Origin of the sequence: Arthrobacter sp. NEB 688, assembly GCF_013201035.1 — a bacterium.
Taxonomy (GTDB): Bacteria; Actinomycetota; Actinomycetes; order Actinomycetales; family Dermatophilaceae; genus Phycicoccus.
The window spans coordinates 46243-64898 of the sequence record NZ_CP053707.1 but is presented as its reverse complement, the minus strand read 5'-3'; the positions used below and the strand labels follow the sequence as shown (position 1 = coordinate 64898).

Below are 18656 nucleotides of genomic sequence, written 5' to 3'. Positions count from 1 at the left end.
ACCGATGAAGCTCGCCCTCTACCTGCCCAACTTCCGCAACCACGTGACGGTCAAGGAGCTCGAGGACCTGACCGACCTCGCCGAGGAGCTCGACTTCGACTCGGTGTGGACCCTCGACCGGATCATCGTCCCGGAGGCCTCGGACCGCGGTGAGCTGCAGTACCCCTTCGGGATGATGGAGCAGTTCCCGCCCCAGATGCCGGTGGCCGCGAACGGCCAGTGGTTCCAGGGCTGGCCGCTGCTGCCGTGGCTCGCCGCGCGCACCTCGAAGGTCCGCATCGGCATGAGCATCACCGACACCCCGTACCGCTCGCCGGGCGTCTTCGCGGCCGAGTGCGCGACCATCGACCACCTGTCGGGCGGCCGGCTCAACGTCGGCATCGGCGCCGGGTGGATGCCCGAGGAGTTCGACGCCGCGAGCGCCACGCACCTCTTCCCCCGGCGCCACGCCCACGTCCGCGAGACCATCGAGATCTGCCAGGGCATCTGGGCCAACGAGACCTTCGAGTACCACGGCGAGTTCGCCGACTTCGCTCCCTCCGGCTTCGGGCACAAGCCCCTGCAGAAGCCCGGCCCGCCGATCTTCTTCAGCGGCCTCAAGGACCCGAAGCGCTCGGCCCGCCGCGTCGCGAAGTACGGGCTCGCCGGCTGGATCGGCATCCAGGACACCCCGCGCGAGCTCGCCGACTGGCGCGCCGCCATCGCGGGCGAGCTCGAGGCGCTCGGCAAGTCGATCGACGACCTCGAGATGAGCAGCATGATCTGGTTCACGATCACCGACACCGAGACCGACCAGACCGACAACCGCAAGCTGACGAACATCCTCGTCGGCACCGAGCAGCAGATCACCGACCGGCTCAAGGCCTACCAGGAGGCCGGGCTGACGATGCCGCTCCTGTGGCCGCCGTTCGCCGACGTGCCGGTCTCGAAGACGCTCGACGACCTCAAGCGGCTGAAGAACGACATCATGCCGAAGGTCGAGGCCTCCTGACCTGTCCCGTGGACGGTCGGTGCGGACGCGCCCGCCCGTCCACGTCCGGCCGGAGACCGGTGCACCCCCCACCCGTCCCGGCCACCCCGCACGACCCCGGCGCCCCGGAAAGCGCGCCGGGGCCGTGCGGGACCTCTGCCCGTCGCACCCCGCCCCGCCCCGCCCCCGAGGAGGACGCGTGACCCGCTCGCGCACCGCAGGAGACCGCACCTGGCTCGTCGCCCTGGCCGCGACCCTCTGGGGCGTCTCGTCGCTCTGGCGTGGGCCGCTCGCCCGCGAGTACCCCTCGCTCGCGATCGTCTTCTGGGAGCACGCCGTCCTCACGGTCCTCACCGCGTGGTGGCTGCTGCCCGCCCTGCGTCGCCTGGCCCGCGCCTCGATGCGCACGCAGCTGGGCGTGCTCGTCATCGGCGCCGGCTCCTCGGCCCTCGCGACCGTGATGTTCACCGCCGCCTTCGCGACCGGCGACCCCATCACCCCGCAGGTGCTCCAGAAGCTGCAGCCCCTCATCGCCGTCGCCCTGGCCGCCGTCCTGCTCGGCGAGCGGCTGCGGCGGACCTACCTGTGGTTCGCGCTGCCCGCCCTCGTCGGCGCGTGGCTCCTGGCCTTCCCCGACCCGCTCTCGGTCGGCGTCTCGAGCGCGCAGGCGGCGCTGCTCGCGCTCGGGGCCGCGGCGCTCTGGGCCGCCGGCACGGTGCTCGGTCGCGCCGCCAGCGCCGAGCTCGGGTTCGCCGACCTCACGTCGCTGCGCTTCGCCCTCGGCCTGCTCACCCTGTCCGTCACCGCGATGGTCACCTCGACCCCGCTGGCGCTGGGCACCGACGCGGCGGTCGACATCCTCCTGCTCGCGCTCGTCCCGGGGCTGCTGGCGCTCGTGCTGTACTACCGGGCGCTCGGGTACACCCCGGCCTCGCGGGCCACGCTCGCCGAGCTCGCCTTCCCGGTCTCGGCGGTCGTCGTCGGGGTGGCCGCCCTCGGCGCGCGGCCGACGGGCTCGCAGTGGCTCGGGTTCGTCGTCGTCCTCGTGGCGGTCCTCGCCCTCGCCTGGCACGAGCAGCGCAGCACCCGCCCCGCCGTCGCCGTCCCCGACGACGCCCGCGAGGCCCTGGCGCCGCCCCGCGAGCGCGTGTGAGCCCGCGGGGGGAACGCCGGTCCGCCGGCGCGGTCAGGGGGTCGTGACCCAGCGACCGTCGGGCCGTCGACGCACGAGCCCCAGCCCGTCGAACTGCTCGAGCCACCCGGTCATCGGCCACCACCCCCACACCTCGGCGAACCGGTTGGCGTTGGCGACGATGTCGTCGACGTGCTGCACCGGCGGGTTCGGGCTCGGGTGCCACTGGTGCACGGCCCCGGCCCCGCCGACGAAGAGCAGCCGGCCACCGGCGCGGGCCAGCCGCTGCCCGACGTCGGTGTCCTCGGCGCCGTAGCCGACGTAGCCCTCGTCGAAGCCGCCGAGGGCGGCGAGGTCGCTCGCCGTCACGGCGAAGGAGAGTGACCAGAAGAGGTTGACGTCGTCGACGACGCGCACCTCCGGCGGGTCGAGCCGCGGTCGGGCGGGGTGGTACCGCGGCGGCCGTGGTCCCTCGGCGGGGTCCACCTCGTACGCCACGTCGCCGCAGAGGATGGTCGGCCCGTCGTCCGGGTTCAGCGACCCGAGCAGCTCGCCGTACCGGGCGACGAGGGAGTCGGCGGGGACGCAGTCGACGTCGAGCAGCACGAGGTGTTCGGCCCCGGCGGCGACGGCGGTGGCGACCCCGAGGTTGCGGGCGGCGGCCAGCGGCAGGCGCCCCTGCGGCCGCCCGGTGCTCGCGTGACGGACCTCCCAGCCCGTCGGCACCTCGGCCCGCACGACCTCCGGGACGGCCGGGTCGTCCATGGCCACGACGACGAGGAGGTCGGGCGCGCGGGTCTGACCGCGCAGGCCGGCCAGCTGGCCGCGCAGGTGGTCGTGCCGACCGTGGACGATCGTGACGACCGCGAGGGAGGCGCTCACGAGGCCATCCCGGAAGCCCGGCCTGGGCGGGCGTCGACGCCGCGCCCGGCCAGGGAGTCGAGCCAGGCCGCGGCCTCCCGGGCTCCCCGACCTGTGCTCCAGCGCGACCACCCCTGCCCCCCGCGGAGGGTGGCTTGCTCGAGGAGGCCGGGCCAGTCGTCGGCCGACGGCCAGCCGAGGGCACCCTCGGCCAGGTCCAGCCGGCGCACCGCCCGCACCGTCGCCTCCTGCTCGCCGAACGGGCGCTGCTGGGCCACGACCACGGCCGCCGCGCGGGCGGCGGCGACGTCGGCCACCGCGTTCTGGCCCGCGTGGGTGACGACGACGTCCGCGGCGCACAGCTCGCGCCAGAGGTCGGGGGAGGGCCGGGCCGGGCTGCGCTCGGTCCACTCCCACCCCGGCGTCGCGGCGCGCGCGGCGTCGACGGCGCCCGCTCCGGCGTCCGTGCCACCACCGCCCCACACGACGAGGGCACGCCGGGGCCCGCCCTCGGGAGCCCGGTCGGCCCGCGGGCGGTCGTCGAAGCGTGAGAGCCCGCCGGCGAAGTGCGCCTTGTCGCTCCACCGCGTCGGCCAGCCGCCGTCGTGCGCTCCCTCCGGCCACGGCGCGAGCAGGCCGTCGGCGAGGTCGTACGCGGTCAGGTGGGGGCGGTCCACGCGCTCGCCGGGCAGGGCGACGACGACGACCGGCACCCCGCAGAGCCGGACGGCCAGGGCCGCCTCGACGGAGACGTCCGTGACGACGAGGCGCGGACGGGCCCGGGCCACCCACGCCGTGAGCGCTGCCGTCCGCTCGCGGACGCCGCTGTGGTGCACCGGGGCCCAGTGCAGGACGCCGCGGGCGTCGAGGTCGTCGCCGCCCGCGGGGTCGTCGTCCGCCGGCAGGCGCACCCAGCGGTCCTCGAGGCCCGCGGGCGCCGGGAGCGTGCTCAGGCCGACCACGGGGGAGCGCAGGTGCGCCGCGACCGCGCGCATCCGCGTGAGGTGCCCCAGCCCGTGGTGGTGGACGTAGTAGCCGATCACGCGGCGCCGCGCAGGGGCAGCATCGCGTCGTAGACCTCGAGGTAGTCGTCGACCATCCGGTCGACCGAGCACGACCGCACGGCGTGCGCGCGACAGGTCTCGCGGTCGAGGGCGACCGCTTCCTGGACCATGTGCGCGGCCGCGAGGACGTCGCCCCCGGGCACGAGTCGACCGACGTCGCGGGTGACGAACTCCGGCAGGCCCCCACGCGCGAACGCGACGACCGGTGTGCCGCAGGCGAGGGACTCGGCGGCGACGAGCCCGTACGGCTCGTCCCAGACCGGGGTCACGAGGGTCGCGGCGCTCGTGCCGAAGAGCTCGACGAGCTCGTCGGTGCCGAGGTGGCCGAGCAGCTCGATCCCGCCGCCCAGCCGCGGACGGACCATCGCCTCGACGTACTCGGCGTCGCCGACGGGGCCCGCGAGCCGCAGCGGGCGACCGGCCGCGCGGGCCGCGTCGATGGCCAGGTGCGGCGCCTTCTCGGGCACCAGGCGTCCGACCCAGGCGAGGGCGTCGCCGCCCCCGCCCGCCGTCCAGCGCCGGACGTCGACCCCGTTGGGCACGACGTCGGCCGTGGTCACGTGGCTCCAGGCGGCGCGCGTGTGGTCGCTGACGGCGACGAAGCGCGAGCGGGTGTCGTCGGCGATGGCGATGGCGGGCTCGAGCCACGGGGTCGGGGGCGTGTGCAGCGTCGTCACCATCGGGGCGCGCGCGGCCGCGGACATCGCCACCGGCAGGTGGTGGAGGCTGTTGTTGTGCACGACGTCGACGTCGTCACGACGCTGGAGCTCGAGCATCAGCTGGAGGTAGGCGTGGTGCTCGGTCAGCCACGTCGCCGGCGGCATCGCGACGTCCTGCCGGGCGGTGTCGCTCAGCGCGAGCGGCTGCGTCCGGAGCACCCGGGCGGCCAGACGGGGGTCGCTCCCCGGACCGGCGAAGACGGTCACCTCGACACCGCGCTCCCGCAGCCCGCGGCACAAATTCCAGGTCAGGGACTCCAGGCCCCCCGCGAACGGCTCCGCGAGCGGGAAGCGCGACGAGGCGACGAGGACGACGTGCAGGGGGTCGGCCGGACCGCGCGGAGCCGACGGGCGCCGGGGGGCGGCAGCGACGACGTCCACCACCCACCTCCTGACGACCGGCTCGAACGTGCGGCCGACGACGTGGTGAAGGCAGCCGACCGGTCACCTACCCCGCCCTGCGACGCACAAACGCCTCGCCGACCCGCGGGGTCCGGCTGCGCGAGCGCCGGGAGCGCCGGAAGCGCGGGGAGTGCCGGCGTGCGGACGACGTCGGGCCGACGGTCGGGCAGACCGCCTCGGTCGAACGGCCAGTGTGCGCCCCGTCGGTTCGCCCCCGACGCCGGCGGGTCCCTAGCGTTTTCCGTGGGGTCCGAGCCGCGGACGCCAGACCAGGAGCTGTGATGATCCGCGACGGCCGGACCAGGCTGCGCTCGACGGCGACCGTCGTGGGCACGCTGCTCGTCGTCGTGCTCGAGATGGCCTTCCTCACCGGTGTGTGGCACCTCGGGGACGCCCTCGACCGCGAGCGGGAGGCTGCCTCCGCGTTCTCCGCCGTCGCCACCTCCGGCGCGAGCACGCCCGCCGCGCTCGAGCGCCAGGTCGACGGCTTGCAGCGGTCGGGTCTCGACCTCTCGCCCGGCTCCGCGGGCGCGACCGCCGTCGCCGCCGCCCGCGTCGTCGCCACCAGCCCCGGCGACGCCCGGGCCCTCGCCGCGCTCGAGGCCGCCGACGCCGCCCTCGTGGAGGAGCTCGACGAGGCGTCCTCCGGCCGGGCCTGGCTCGCCTTCGCCATCCACGCCACCCTGCTCGTCGGCGTCTCCATCGGCTGGTTCGCCTGGTTCCGCCGCATCGTCGACCGGCACCGCACCCTGGAGCGCGAGCTGACCGCGCAGCGCATCGTCGACCAGCGCGAGCGCCGCCTCCTCGCCCTCGTCCAGAACAGCGCCGACCTCATCGTCGTCATCGAGGCCGACTCCACGATCTCGTTCGTCAGCCCCTCCGCGCCGGCCGTCATCGGCCGTACCCCGGACGAGCTCGTCGGGCTCCACGTCAAGGAGCTCGTCGGGGACGAGGCACCGGCCCTGCTCGCGCTCCTCACCGACGGCCGCACCGGAGACCAGCCGGTCCGCCTGCGCCTCGAGCGCGCCGACGGGCGCACCATCGTCGGCGAGGGGACGCTGACCAACCTCCTCGGCGAGTCGACCGTCGAGGCCTGGGTCCTCACCCTGCGCGACGTCACCGAGCAGCACGAGCTCGCCGAGCAGCTCTCCCACCAGGCCTTCCACGACGCGCTGACCGGCCTCGCCAACCGCGCGCTGTTCTCCGACCGCCTCGAGCACGCCATCGCCCGCCGCGAGGGCACCCTCGCGGTGATGTTCCTCGACCTCGACGACTTCAAGCAGGTCAACGACACCCGCGGGCACTCCGTCGGCGACCGGCTCCTCGTCGTCGTCACCGACCGCCTGCGGGCCGTCCTGCGCTCCGGCGACACCGCCGCCCGCCTCGGCGGCGACGAGTTCGCCGTCCTCATGGAGGGCACCGACCGCGCCTCGGCCGAGCAGATGGGCCAGCGGCTCCTCGAGGCCCTCGCGCAGCCGGTCGCCATCGACGGCGGGTCGTGGTCGGTCAAGGCGAGCCTCGGCATCGCGCTCGCCGACGCCCGCACCTCGACCGCCGAGGACGTCCTGCGCGAGGCCGACGTCGCGATGTACTGGGCCAAGGAGCAGGGCAAGGGCACGCTGCGGGTCTTCGACGCCGCGCAGCACGCCGTCACCCTCGACCGGATGACGCTGCAGGCCGAGCTCGTCACCGCGATCGAGCAGGGTGGCCTCGTCCTGCACTACCAGCCGACGGTCAACCTCCGCACCCGCGAGGTCACCGGCTTCGAGGCGCTCGTGCGCTGGCAGCACCCGTCGCGCGGCTTCCTCCCGCCCAACGAGTTCATCCCCGCGGCCGAGGCCTCCGGCGCGATCGTCGCCCTCGGGTCCTGGGTCCTCTACGAGGCGTGCCGCGCCGCCGTCGAGCTCCAGGGCGCGCACCGCGTGACGATGGCCGTCAACGTGTCGGCCCAGCAGCTGGCCCGGCCCGAGTTCATCACCGAGGTCGCCGAGGTCCTCGCGAGCACGACGCTCGACCCGACCCTCCTCGTCCTCGAGATCACCGAGTCGGTGCTCCTCGACGACATCACCGCCGCGTCCGAGTCGCTCCAGGGACTGCGGGCCCTCGGGGTCTCGATCGCCATCGACGACTTCGGCACCGGGTACAGCTCGCTGTCCTACCTCTCCCAGCTGCCCGTCGACATCCTCAAGGTCGACAAGAGCTTCATCGACGACATCATCGCCGACCGGCACGCGGCCACGGTGACCCTCGCCATCCTCGAGATGAGCCGGTCGCTGCACATGACGACCGTCGCCGAGGGGGTCGAGACCTCCGAGCAGGCGGCCTGGCTCGAGGAGCAGGAGTGCGGGCGGGGCCAGGGCTACCTCTGGTCGCGGCCGGTCCCGCTCGCGCAGGCCCGGGAGCTCGTCCCCGGCGCTGCGGCGCGGGCCGACGAGCCCCTGGTCGACGAGGCACGGGTCGGATGACCCCGCGGACGGCGCGGCAGGGGGACGTCGTCGACGCAGCAGCGGTGGTCCGGGGGAGCGGGTCCGTCGTGGCCGAGGAGGGGCCGGCCCTCGCCGCGGCGCCGGCCCCCACCGGGTCGACGCCGGGCGTCCTGCGCGCGGCGCTCGTCGTCCTGGTGGCGCTGTGCGCCGGCTACTTCGCCGTGCCCTCCGGCACGCCGAAGGACGTGGCGAACAACGTGATCGGCGTCCTCTGCATGGTCGTCGCCTTCGCCGGCGCCCGCCGGCTGACGGCCCGGCGCCGGGGCTGGCGCGTCGTCCTCTCCGGCTTCTCGCTGTGGGTCGCGGGCGACGTGCTGTTCACCGTCGAGCAGGACCTCGTCCACGTCACGGGCTACCCCGTCCCGAGCGACGTCCTGTACATCTCGGGGTACGTCGTCCTCACCGCCGGCCTGCTGCGCCTGGTCCGCGGGCGCCGGCGCGGGATGGACCCGACACCGATCCTCGAGGCGCTCATCGTCGCCGCCGGGTTCGGCACCGTCGTCGGGACCTTCCTCGTCGGCCCGATCGCCGGCGACTCCACGACCTCGGTGCTCGGACGGCTCGTCGCCACCTCCTACCCCGTCGGCGACGTCGTCCTCGTCGGCGTCCTCGTGCGGCTGTGGGCCTCGGTCGGCTCGCGCAACACCGCCTTCCGCCTGCTGCTCCTCAGCCTGGTCTCGACGACGGCCGCCGACCTCGTGTGGAACGCGGTGGCGCTCGTGAACCCCTCGGCGGACACGCCGCGCTGGCTCGACCTCCTGTGGATGCTGGGGTACCTCGCGGCCGCGGCCGCCGCGTGCTCGCCCTCGGGCGCCGCCCTTGTCGGCGGTGCGCCCCGCACCGGCCCGGCGGTGCCGCTGCGCCGACGGCTCACCGCGCTCGGGGCGGCCGTCGCCCTGCCCGGGGTGACGCTGCTCGTCGTCGGGCTGTTCGGCCTCGACATCCCGTGGGGCGTCGTCGGGGCCGGCTCGATCGTCCTCTCGCTCCTCGTCGTCACCCGCATCGCGGTGCTCGTGCGCGTCGTCGAGGAGCAGGCCGTCCAGCTGTCGGCCCTCGCGCGCAGCGACGGGCTGACTGGCGCCCCCAACCGTCGGACCTGGGACCACGAGCTCGGGCGGGCGTTCCACCTGGCCGAGGAGTCGGGCGGCCCGATCACCGTCGCCCTCGTCGACCTCGACCACTTCAAGCGCTACAACGACCGGAACGGCCACCAGGCCGGCGACCGGCTGCTGCGCGAGGCCGTCGCCGCGTGGAGCGCCCTGCTCCGGCCCGGCGAGCTGCTCGCCCGCTACGGCGGGGAGGAGTTCGGGCTGCTCCTGCCCGGCGCCGACCCCGACGAGGCCGTCCGTCGGCTCGAGGCGATGCTGGGCGCGACCCCCGAGGGGCAGCGCTTCTCGGCGGGCGTCGCGAGCTGGTCACCGGGTGCCGAGCCCGCCGCCGTGGTCGAGCGCGCGGACCGCGCCCTCTACGACGCCAAGCACGCCGGGCGTGGCTGCGTGCGCGTGGCCGGGCCGGGCCACGGGGGCACGACGCCGCCGGTGTTCATCGCGCTGCAGCCGGTCGTCGACCTGCACGCCGGGGACCCCGTCGGCCACGAGGCGCTCAGCCGCTTCTCCGAGGGCGAGCCCGAGGCCGTCTTCGCCGCGGCGCACCGCATCGGGGACGGGTCGCTGCTCGAGGCGGCGGCGATCGCCGCCGCGCTGCGCGCCCGTCCGCCGCAGGGCTACCTGTCGGTCAACGTCAGCATCGGCGCGCTCGTCAGCGACGAGGTCCGCGCGGTCCTGCCCACGGACCTCACGGGGCTCGTCATCGAGATCACCGAGCAGGCCGACGTCGAGGACTGGGACCGGGTGCGCGAGGTCGTCGCCGTGTACCGCTCCCGGGGGGCGATCATCGCGGTCGACGACTGGGGCCACGGCTACGCCCTCGCCGAGCGCTTCATGCGGCTGCGCCCCGAGGTGGTCAAGCTCGACCGCGGCCTCCTCGAGGACCTCGAGGACCCCGAGCGCCAGCACGACCTGCGCACGCTCGTCGGCTGGGCCGAGAGCATGGGCTCGACGGTGTGCGCCGAGGGCGTCGAGACCGCCCAGCAGTGGGACACCCTGCGATCGCTCGGCGTCCGGTTCGGGCAGGGCCACCTCTTCGGCCGGCCCGCGCGCGAGCGCGAGAGCGTGGACGACGGCGACCTCGCCGCCGAGCCCGCCCGCGCCTGACCCTGGTCTCCCTCCCACTCCTTCCCGACTGGTTGCGAGATCCGCCGCTCGACGCGCCGTGTCAGGGCCTGTCGAGCGGCACAACTCGCAATGAGTCGGATGGCGGGCGGGGCGCGAGGGGTGAGGGGGCGGGCGGTGGGTGCCGCCCGTGAGCTCCGGTCGGGTGGGGACGCTCGGGGATCCAGGCAACTTCTTGCCCATCCGCCACCCGGGGCCGGCCGCCACGGGGCTCCGGAGGTGGCGGATGCGCAATCAGTCCGGACGGGCTGTCCTCGACTCATTGCGAGTTCCGCCGCTCGACGGGCCGTGCCGGGGCGTGTCGGCCGGCACAACTCGCAATCAGTCGAATGGCAGGTGCCGCACCAGTGAGGTGAGGGATCGGGCGATGGGTGCCGCTCGGATGCTCGGGTCGGGTGGGGACGCTCGGGGATCCAGGCAACTTCTTGCCCATCCGCCACCCGGGGCCGGCCGCCACGGGGCTCCGGAGGTGGCGGATGCGCAATCAGTCCGAACGGGCTGTCCTCGACTCATTGCGAGTTCCGCCGCTCGACGGGCCGTGCCGGGGCGTGTCGGCCAGCACAACTCGCAATCAGTCGGATGGTGGGTGCCGCCCGAGGGGGACGGTGGGCGAGGCCTCGCGGACGTGCGCCAGGAGGGGGAGCGGGCGGTGGGTCGGAGCCCCGGGACCTATGCGCTCGTCGGGAGGGGCGTGACCCGGCGGGCGGCGGTCTCGGTGACGCCCTGCCACGTCCGCGCCTTGTTGCCGCCGGTGCGCTTGGCCGAGTACATCGCGGCGTCCGCGAGGGCCTGCACGTCGCGACCGGCGGCGTGCGCCTGCGCGAAGGTGGCGACGCCGATGCTCGCGGAGACGGCGCACCCGAGCTCGAGCTGGGTCGTGCGACCGTGCTTGTCGACCGCGTCGACGAGGGCCCAGGCGACGGCCTCGGCGGCCGACTGGTCGGCCTCGGGCAGGAGCACCTCGAACTCGTCGCCACCGCGGCGCCCGACGGTGCCGCTGGTCCCGACGACGCGGGCCATGACGCGGGCGACGTCGGCGAGCAGGGTGTCCCCGGCGGCGTGGCCGCGGGTGTCGTTGACCTGCTTGAAGTGGTCGAGGTCGATGAGCAGCAGCGCGCCGCGCGAGCGCATCCGGGCCGTCTGGGCGTGGCAGGAGATGAGCGTGTCGAGCTGGCGGCGGTTGGGCAGGCCGGTCAGCTGGTCGTGGGCCGCGTCGTGCGCGTGCCGCTGCTCGATCCGCCGGCGCTCGGAGACGTCGACGACGTTGACGAGGACGACGACCTCGCCGTCCGGTCCGGGCACCGCGCGGGCGCTGCACGAGAGGGTGAGGAGGGCGTCGACGGGGCCGCGGGCGGTCCACTCGGCGTGGATCAGCTCTCCGTCGGCGGCGACGGCGGCGGCGAGGACGGCCCCGAGGCCGGACGCGGGGTCGTCGTCGAGGCTGTCGCCCCGGGTCCCGACGAGGTCTGCCGGGTCGCGCCGGAGGATCTCGCCGACGGCCTGGTTGGCCTGGAGGACGTGGCCGGTCGGCCGCACGACGAGCAGGCCGCTCGGGGCGTAGGCGATGAGCAGGTCGGACCACCGGTGCTCCCGGCGGACGCTGCCGACGAGCGAGCGCAGCTCGGCCCGGAACGTGCCGAGGACGAGCGCGAGGAAGGCGGCGAACATCATGTAGACCTGCAGGACGAGCGACTGCAGGTGACCCGCGGCGATCGCGTCGAACGGACCGCCCGCGCCAGTCATCAGGCGCACCAGGGGGATGACGGCGACGACGGCCCCGTCGAGGGCGGTCAGGGGCAGCGGCAGCCGCACGCCGGCCCACATGAGCAGGCCGAGGGGGAGGAAGGCCAGGGGCAGGCTCTGGCCGGGGCCGAAGACCCACCAGGCCACGGCGCTGGTGAGGGCGAAGATCGCCACGGCCTCGGCGGCCTGCCGGGCCGTGGGCCGCTGCAGGTTCTGCCGCGTGCCGAGGGTGGCCCCGACGACGACCACGACGGAGGCCAGGTTGCGCAGGTACATCGCGAGGCCGACGGTCCAGGCGGCGGACCCCTCGTCGAGGGTGAGGGCCACGAACCCGCACGCGCTCGTCGCGAGCGTGGCGACGCCCGCCGCGAGCACGAGCCGGTTCAGCTCCGACAGCCGGCGCATCGAGCCGCGGCGCTCGTGACGCGGCGCCGCCACCCGGTAGACCACCGTGGTCACCAGGCCGAGGAGGAGGTTCCCGAGGCCGAGGACGAGGCCCGGGCCGATCGCGAAGCCGGTCACGATGTTGCCGATGGAGGCGGCGATGCCGGTCAGCGTCACGGCGAGCGCGAGCTCGCGGCGCGTCACGGTGCGCAGCGCCCAGAGGACCCCGACACCGGCCGCCGGCCAGAAGAGGGCGAGGTGGGTCTCGGGCTGGGCCGTCGCGCGTCCGACGGCGAGCGCCAGGCAGTACAGCGCGAGGAAGCCGACCGTTCGACGCAGCACCTGACCTCCTCGGGGTGGGCACGCACCGTCGACGCGCCTTGACGTGGGACCCATCGGCAGCACCGCCGAGAACTTGACAACGGTGTCGAACGGTCGGCGAACACTGTCCGAACGGCGGGGGTGCTCCGCTGCCGGTCCGGGACGGGTGGTCATCGTCGGGTCCGCTCGGCTCGCGGGACGGTCAGGCCGCGAGCGGCTCGTCCGGCCAGGGGTCACGGGTCGGGAACTGCAGGACGTCGGCCCAGCCGTCGGGACCGGGCGCGGGCAGGAGGTGGCTCGTCGTCATCCGTCCACGATGCCCGGCGCCGGGGCCCGCCGTCCGGCGGGAACCTCAGGCCTCGCTCACGATTGCCTCAAGGATCGTCACGCCCTCGGTGCGTCGGCGCGCCGTGCGATGGGTGCGATCAGCGGCCAGTCGGGGTGGCTGCCGATCGATGACCTTCTGCCGCCGATCGCTCGATGTTCGTCGATGACGGGTGCCCCGGGCAGGAGCCCACCGTCCGCGCGGGTGCCCCCGGCAGGTGCCGCCGTCGCCGTCCGCTCGTTCCTCGCGGTCGTCTCCGGCTCCCGTCATCCTGTCGGGGTCCCCGCTCGCCCGCGCTGGCGCGCGTGCGTTCGGTGCCCCCGGCAGGATTCGAACCTGCGACACCTTCTTTAGGAGAGAAGTGCTCTTCCCCTGAGCTACGAGGGCGGGAAGACCGCGGACAGCCTACGGGGCGTCGCTCGGCGGGTGCGAGCGCGGCCCGGGCCGGGACCCGGGCGGTGCGAGGTCGCCGGCGGCGGCATACTGCCCGTCGTGACCGACCCCGTGACGACCGCCGACCGCGCCACTCTCCAGCGGCGGACCGTGACGACGCTCGTCGGCTCGCAGGTGCTCGGTGGCGTGGGGCTCTCGGCCGGCATCGCCGTCGGCGCCCTGCTCGCCGAGGAGGTCAGCGGGTCGGCGCGCTTCGCCGGCCTCGGCGGGACCTTCCAGGTGCTCGGCTCGGCCCTCGTCGCCATCCCGATGGCGCGGGTCATGGCGGCGCACGGTCGCCGGCCGGGGCTCGTCCTCGGGTACGCGCTGGCCGCGGTCGGTGCGGTGGGCCTGGTCACCGCGGGGATCATCGGCAGCTTCGCGCTGCTGCTCGTCTCGAGCCTGCTCTTCGGCGGCGCGACGACGGCCAACAGCCAGAGCCGGTACGCCGCCGCGGACCTCGCGCTGCCCGACCGTCGCGCCCGCGACCTGAGCATCGTCGTCTGGGCGACGACCCTCGGCAGCGTCCTCGGCCCGAACCTCGTCGGACCGAGCGCCCCCGTGGCCGACGCGCTCGGCCTGCCCCGGCTGACCGGACCCTTCGTGTTCTCGCTCGTCGGGCTGCTGCTCGCCATCGCCGTCGTCCTCGTGCGGCTGCGCCCCGACCCGCTCGTGCAGTCGCGGCGCCTCGCGCTCGACGAGGGCGGCGAGCCGGGCGAGCCCACCCACGGCTCGGTGACCCGCGGCCTGCGCGTCGCCCTCGGCCACCCGGTGGCGCGCCTCGGCCTGCTCACCCTCGCGCTCGGGCACGGCGTCATGGTCTCGGTCATGGTGATGACGCCGCTGCACATGGCGCACGGGCACGCCGAGCTGACGGTCATCGGGCTGGTCATCAGCATCCACATCGTCGGGATGTACGCCTTCTCGCCGCTGACCGGGCTGGCCGTCGATCGCTTCGGCGGCCGCGCCGTGGCCCTCGTCGGCGCCGGGGTGCTCGCGTCGGCGACGCTGCTGGCGTCGGCGTCACCGATGGGGGAGTCGCCGACGCTCGTCGCGGGCCTCTTCCTCCTCGGCCTTGGCTGGTCCTGCACCCTCGTCGCCGGCTCGACCCTCCTGACCTCGGCGGTCGCGGCGGCCGAGCGGCCCGGCGTCCAGGGCGGGTCCGACCTCCTCATGGGGCTGGCGGCCGGTGGCGGGGGCGCGGTCGCGGGGGTCATCGTCGACCGGGTCAGCTTCCACGCCCTCGCGCTCACCTCGCTCGGCTTCGCGCTGCTCATCGGCGTGCTCGCGCTCACGACCCGGGTGCCGGCCGAGCCGCTGGACCGCGAGGGGCGCCCCGTCCCCGCCTGACCTCGGCCCCGAGCTCGGGTCGAGGTGAAAGTGGACCTCCTGCTGGTCGGGTTTCACCTCGACCCGGACGAGGGGTGGCGGGGTCGAGGTGAAAGGCGACCCTCTGCTGGTCGGGTTTCACCTCGACCCGGAGGCGTCGAGCGCCCGCCCACGCCGCGCCTCCCCGTGGCGTCGGCGGCGCGTTGTTAGCCTGCTGGGGTGACTGCGAGCGGACCGGCGCGCGACGCACGGCCCGGCAGGCGGGTCGGCGCCGCCGATGCCGCACGCGACGACGAACCGCGGGGAGGGCACCTGAGCATCGCCCCGGACCCCGCCACCCTCCGGGCCCGGCGCGTCGACGAGGCGCGCGCCCGGTGGACCCGCCAGCTCGTCGAGCTCGGCGGGCCGAACACGCTGCTCTGGTACCGCGACCTCACCGTCGGCACCCTCGACCTCTCGTCGGCGCACCTCGGGGCCCGCAGCGGCCTGCTCACCGGGCGCCCGACCCGCCTCTCCGAGCTCGTCCGCGAGCCGCACGCCCTCGACGACGCCCGCACCCGGCTCGGGCGCATCCACGACACCGCGACCGAGATCGAGCGCGAGCACGCGGTGCGCACCTGCTTCCTGGGCGTCGGGATGGCGTCCTGGACCGTGGTGCTCGACGACGGCCGTGTCGTGCCGCGCCAGCCGGGCGCCCCGGTCTTCCTCCGGGCGCTCGCCACCCGACCCACCGACCCCCGCCGCCACGACTGGATGCTCGAGCCCGGAGACGAGCTCGAGGTCAACCCGGCCCTCGTCAACTACCTCGCGTCCGAGCACGGCATCACCCTCGACACCGACCGGCTCGAGCAGCTCGCGACGGCGAACGGGGCGCTCGACCCCTACCCGGCCTACGCGGCGCTCGCCGAGGCGTGCCACGGGGTGCGCGACCTGTCGGTCGACCCGCGCGTCGTCGTCAGCACCTTCCCGTACCACAAGGCCCCGCTCGTGGCCGACCTCGCGGCGCACGGCGACGCGCTCGCCGCGCACGACGTCGTCGCGGCGCTCGCCGGTGTCCCCGACGCCCTCCCTGCGGCGGCCGCCGGGGCGGCCGGCGGCGGCCCGGTCGAGGACTTCCTCGTCCTCGACGCCGACGCCACGCAGCGCGAGGCGGTCGAGGCGGTCCGGGGCGGGTCCCACCTCCTCCTCCACGCACCCCCCGGCACCGGCGCGTCGCAGACCGTCGCCAACCTCGCGGCGGCGCTCGCGGCCGACGGCCAGCGGGTGCTCGTCGTCTCCCCGAAGCGCACCGCGCTGGATGCCGTCCGCGACCGGCTGGCCGACGTCGGCCTCGGCGAGCTCGTGCTCGACCTCTCCGACGGCGGGCACGCCCGTCGCGCGGTCGTCCGCTCGCTCGTCGAGGGCCTCGACCGGGCCGTCGAGCGGGTCTCCGGTCCGTCGTCCGAGCCCCGGCGCCCGGCCTCCGGCGCCGACGGCCCCGGGTCGCGGCGCGAGCGCGCCGACGCCGCAGCCCTCCTCGACACCCACTTGCGGGCGCTGCACGGCCACCGCGACCCGTGGGGCGTCACCCTGCACGAGGTGCAGGAGGAGGTCAGCCGGCACGCGCTGCTCGAGGACGCCCCGCGCTCGCGCGTGCGCGTCGAGGGCGCCGTGCTCGCCCGTCTCGACCGCGACACCCTCGCCGAGGCCGGCGACATCCTCACCCGCGTCGCGACCCTCGCGGCCTGGGACGGCGACGGCGCGGGCGACCCGTGGTTCGGGGCCGACCTGCGCACCCCGGAGGCCGCGGCCGAGGCCCGCGAGCGCGTCGAGCGGCTCGCGACCGGGCTGGTCCACGACACCCGCCGCACCCTCGCCGACGTCTTCCGCGGGGTGCACCTGCCCTTGGCCCCCACGGTGCTCGACTGGGACCGCGTGCTCGCGACCGTCGGCCAGGTCCGCGACACACTCGAGGTCTTCCGGCCCGAGGTCTTCGACATCCCCCTCGACGACCTCGTCGCGGCGACCGCGACCGGGGCCGAGCGCCGCGCCTCGGGCAGCGACCTCGGCGCGCTCGAGCGCTGGCGCGTGCGCCGGCAGGCCCGCGCGCTCCTGCGCCCCGGTCGCCCGCCGGCCGACCTGCACGCCGCCCTGCGCGAGGCCGAGATGCAGCGCCACGCCTGGCGCGAGCTCGCCGGCTCCGGCGGGCGCCCCGAGATCCCCGTCGAGCTCGACCGGGCCCGGGCCGCGCACGACGCCCTCGTCGAGGACGCGTCCTGGGTCGACGACCGCCTGCCCCACGAGGACGACGCGCTCGACCTCGTCGAGCTCGACCTGCCGGCGCTCGCCGCCCGGATGGACCGCCTGCACGCCGCGGCCGACCGGCTCGAGGCCGCTCCCGACATCCGCCTGGGGCTCGACCTGCTCGCGCAGCTGGGGCTCTCGGCGCTCGTCGACGACCTGCGCGCCCGCGCCGTGCCCGCCGACCGGGTGCGCACCGAGCTCGCGTGGGTCTGGTGGTGCTCGATCGCCGACGAGCTGTCGGCCCGGGACCCGGCGCTGCGCGAGCTCGACGGCCGCCGCCTCTCGGCCGCCGTCGCCACCCTCGTCGACTCCGACCAGCTCGCCCTCGAGGGCCAGGTGCCCCGCGTCCTCGACGCCGTCGCGCGCCGCGTCGCCGAGATCCGCCGGGCCCGTCCCGACGAGGAGACCCGGCTGCGGGCCGAGGTCGCGCGGGTCCGCCGCCCCACCGCCCTGCCCGAGCTCCTCGCCTCCGTGGGGCGCCTCGCGACGGCCGTGCGCCCCGTGTGGCTCCTCAGCCCGCTCGCCGTGCCGTCCGTCCTGCCCCCGGGGGAGTGCGCCGACGTCGTCGTGGTCGACGAGGCCTCGCTCGTCGCGCCCGCCGAGGCCGTCGCGGCGGTCGTCCGCGCCCGCCGGGTCGTCCTCGTCGGCGACCCGCAGCAGCTGCCGCCGGTGCCGTTCGTCGTCTCCGCGGGGGTCGACGTGCCCGACGAGGCCGAGCCGGAGTCGGTGCTCGACCTCCTGGAGGACGTCCTGCCGACCCGCCGGCTCACCTGGCAGTACGGCGCGATGGACGAGCGGCTCGTCGCGTTCGTCGACACCGAGCTGCACGGCGGGTCGCTCGTCACCTTCCCCGGGACCGGCACGGACCCGGTCCTGCACCACGAGCTCGTCGAGGGCCACGGCGTCGTCGCCGAGGGCGAGGCCGCCGTCGAGTCCACCCCGGCCGAGGTCGAGCGGGTCGTCGAGCTCGTCCTCGACCACGCCCGCCGGCGTCCCGACCGCTCGCTCGTCGTCATCGCGCTCGGCCCGGGCCACCGCCGCCTCGTCGAGGAGGCCGTCCGCCGGGCGGTCGACTCCCTCGACGACGCCACCGCCGCGTTCTTCGCCCCCGACCGCCCCGAGGCCTTCTCGGTCCGGGACGCCGACCACGTCCAGGGCGAGACCTGGGACGACGTCGTCCTCACCGTCGGCTTCGGCAAGACCCCCCACGGGCGCGTGCTGCACCGCTTCGGGCCGGTCGGCACCGACACCGGCCACCGCCGGCTGGGGGTCGCCCTGACGCGGGCCCGCCGCGGGCTGACCGTCGTCTCGTCCATCACCGCCGACGAGCTGGACCCCGACCGGTTGCGCACCTCCGGTGCCCGGATGCTGCGCGCCGTCCTCGCCCACGTGCAGGAGCACGCCGGGGCGCAGGGCGTCGTCCGCTCGGAAGCGACCACCTCGCTCGTCCTCGGCGACCTCGCCGTGCGGCTGCGGGCCCACGGCCTCGTCGTCCACGAGGGCGTCGGCACCTCGGCCCTGCCGGTCGAGCTCGCCGTCGAGGACCCGAGCGCCCCGGGCCGGCTCCTGCTGGCCGTCGAGGGCGACGGGCCCGCGTACGCCGGGGTCTCCTCGGGCCGCGACCGCGACCTCGTGCGCGTCCACGAGCTCGAGCGGCGCGGATGGCGCCACGTGCGGGTGTGGACGACCGAGGTCTTCCGCGACCCGGCGCGCGTCGTCTCCCGGGTCCTCGACGCCGCCGGCGTGCGGCAGGCCCCGGGTGGCTGAGCCGACCGACCCGGGCGACGGCGGTCCCCCCGGTCCGCGTCGTCGGCGGCCCCGCCGGGCCGCCCGCCCGGCGACCAACCCCCGCACCGACGACGCCCCCGACGTGGTGGCCCCGCGGGCGGAGCCCGCACCGGGCGAGAGCGGCCACGACCGGTGGCTGCGCGAGCAGCGGCCGCCCCACTGGGAGTAAAAAGCCGGCCCACCGAC

Annotated in this window: 10 protein-coding genes and 1 tRNA gene; 6 read left to right on the top strand and 5 right to left on the bottom strand. The window is 75.8% G+C overall.

Annotated features, from left to right (window positions below; translation table 11 throughout):
• Positions 1-4 precede the first annotated feature (4 nt).
• Both HL663_RS00280 and HL663_RS00275 read left to right on the top strand, forming a co-directional pair.
• Complete coding sequence (locus tag HL663_RS00280) at positions 5-991, top strand: LLM class flavin-dependent oxidoreductase (protein WP_173026506.1); 987 nt, start codon at positions 5-7, stop codon at positions 989-991.
• A 178-nt stretch (positions 992-1169) separates the two neighbouring features.
• Positions 1170-2123, top strand: a complete 954-nt coding sequence (locus tag HL663_RS00275) for a DMT family transporter (RefSeq protein WP_173026505.1) — start codon at positions 1170-1172, stop codon at positions 2121-2123.
• Positions 2124-2156: 33 nt separating this feature from the next.
• Here the strand turns inward: HL663_RS00275 and HL663_RS00270 are convergent, their stop codons facing one another.
• From HL663_RS00270 to HL663_RS00260, 3 genes are read right to left on the bottom strand one after another with little or no spacing between them, the layout of a single operon-like run.
• Positions 2157-2984, bottom strand: coding sequence for a glycosyltransferase family 2 protein (locus HL663_RS00270; RefSeq protein ID WP_173026504.1), 828 nt, complete (start codon positions 2982-2984; stop codon positions 2157-2159).
• Positions 2981-4006: a hypothetical protein gene (locus tag HL663_RS00265; RefSeq protein ID WP_173026503.1), complete on the bottom strand. Its 1026-nt coding sequence runs from the start codon at positions 4004-4006 to the stop codon at positions 2981-2983. Before HL663_RS00265 ends, HL663_RS00270 begins: the two co-directional genes overlap by 4 nt.
• Complete coding sequence (locus HL663_RS00260) at positions 4003-5127, bottom strand: glycosyltransferase family 4 protein (protein WP_286175803.1); 1125 nt, start codon at positions 5125-5127, stop codon at positions 4003-4005. The genes HL663_RS00265 and HL663_RS00260 overlap by 4 nt, the downstream gene beginning before the upstream one ends.
• 302 nt (positions 5128-5429) lie before the next feature.
• Here HL663_RS00260 and HL663_RS00255 point away from each other — a divergent pair, with 302 nt between their 5' ends.
• Both HL663_RS00255 and HL663_RS00250 read left to right on the top strand, forming a co-directional pair.
• A complete protein-coding gene (locus HL663_RS00255; RefSeq protein ID WP_173026502.1) occupies positions 5430-7613 on the top strand; it encodes a putative bifunctional diguanylate cyclase/phosphodiesterase in 2184 nt (727 codons plus the stop codon).
• Positions 7610-9847: a GGDEF domain-containing protein gene (locus tag HL663_RS00250; protein WP_173026501.1), complete on the top strand. Its 2238-nt coding sequence runs from the start codon at positions 7610-7612 to the stop codon at positions 9845-9847. The genes HL663_RS00255 and HL663_RS00250 overlap by 4 nt, the downstream gene beginning before the upstream one ends.
• Before the next feature lie 687 nt (positions 9848-10534).
• Here the strand turns inward: HL663_RS00250 and HL663_RS00245 are convergent.
• Both HL663_RS00245 and HL663_RS00240 read right to left on the bottom strand, forming a co-directional pair.
• Entirely contained in the window at positions 10535-12334 is a 1800-nt protein-coding gene (locus tag HL663_RS00245) for a diguanylate cyclase domain-containing protein (RefSeq protein ID WP_173026500.1), read from the bottom strand.
• A 619-nt stretch (positions 12335-12953) separates the two neighbouring features.
• Positions 12954-13025 (bottom strand) — tRNA-Arg (locus HL663_RS00240).
• 105 nt (positions 13026-13130) lie between these two features.
• On the opposite strand from HL663_RS00240, the gene HL663_RS00235 reads away from it, so the two are divergent.
• Both HL663_RS00235 and HL663_RS00230 read left to right on the top strand, forming a co-directional pair.
• Positions 13131-14420, top strand: coding sequence for an MFS transporter (locus HL663_RS00235; protein WP_173026499.1), 1290 nt, complete (start codon positions 13131-13133; stop codon positions 14418-14420).
• A gap of 198 nt (positions 14421-14618) precedes the next feature.
• Positions 14619-18449 (top strand): PDDEXK-like endonuclease domain-containing protein, encoded by a 3831-nt coding sequence (locus HL663_RS00230; RefSeq protein WP_286175801.1) that lies wholly within the window; start codon positions 14619-14621, stop codon positions 18447-18449.
• Positions 18450-18656 lie beyond the last annotated feature (207 nt).

Coding starts and splice junctions, on each gene's coding strand:
- HL663_RS00280 (WP_173026506.1), top strand. CDS start 5: ATGAAGCTCGCCCTCTACCTGCCCAACTTCCGCAACCACGTGACGGTC.
- HL663_RS00255 (WP_173026502.1), top strand. CDS start 5,430: ATGATCCGCGACGGCCGGACCAGGCTGCGCTCGACGGCGACCGTCGTG.
- HL663_RS00250 (WP_173026501.1), top strand. CDS start 7,610: ATGACCCCGCGGACGGCGCGGCAGGGGGACGTCGTCGACGCAGCAGCG.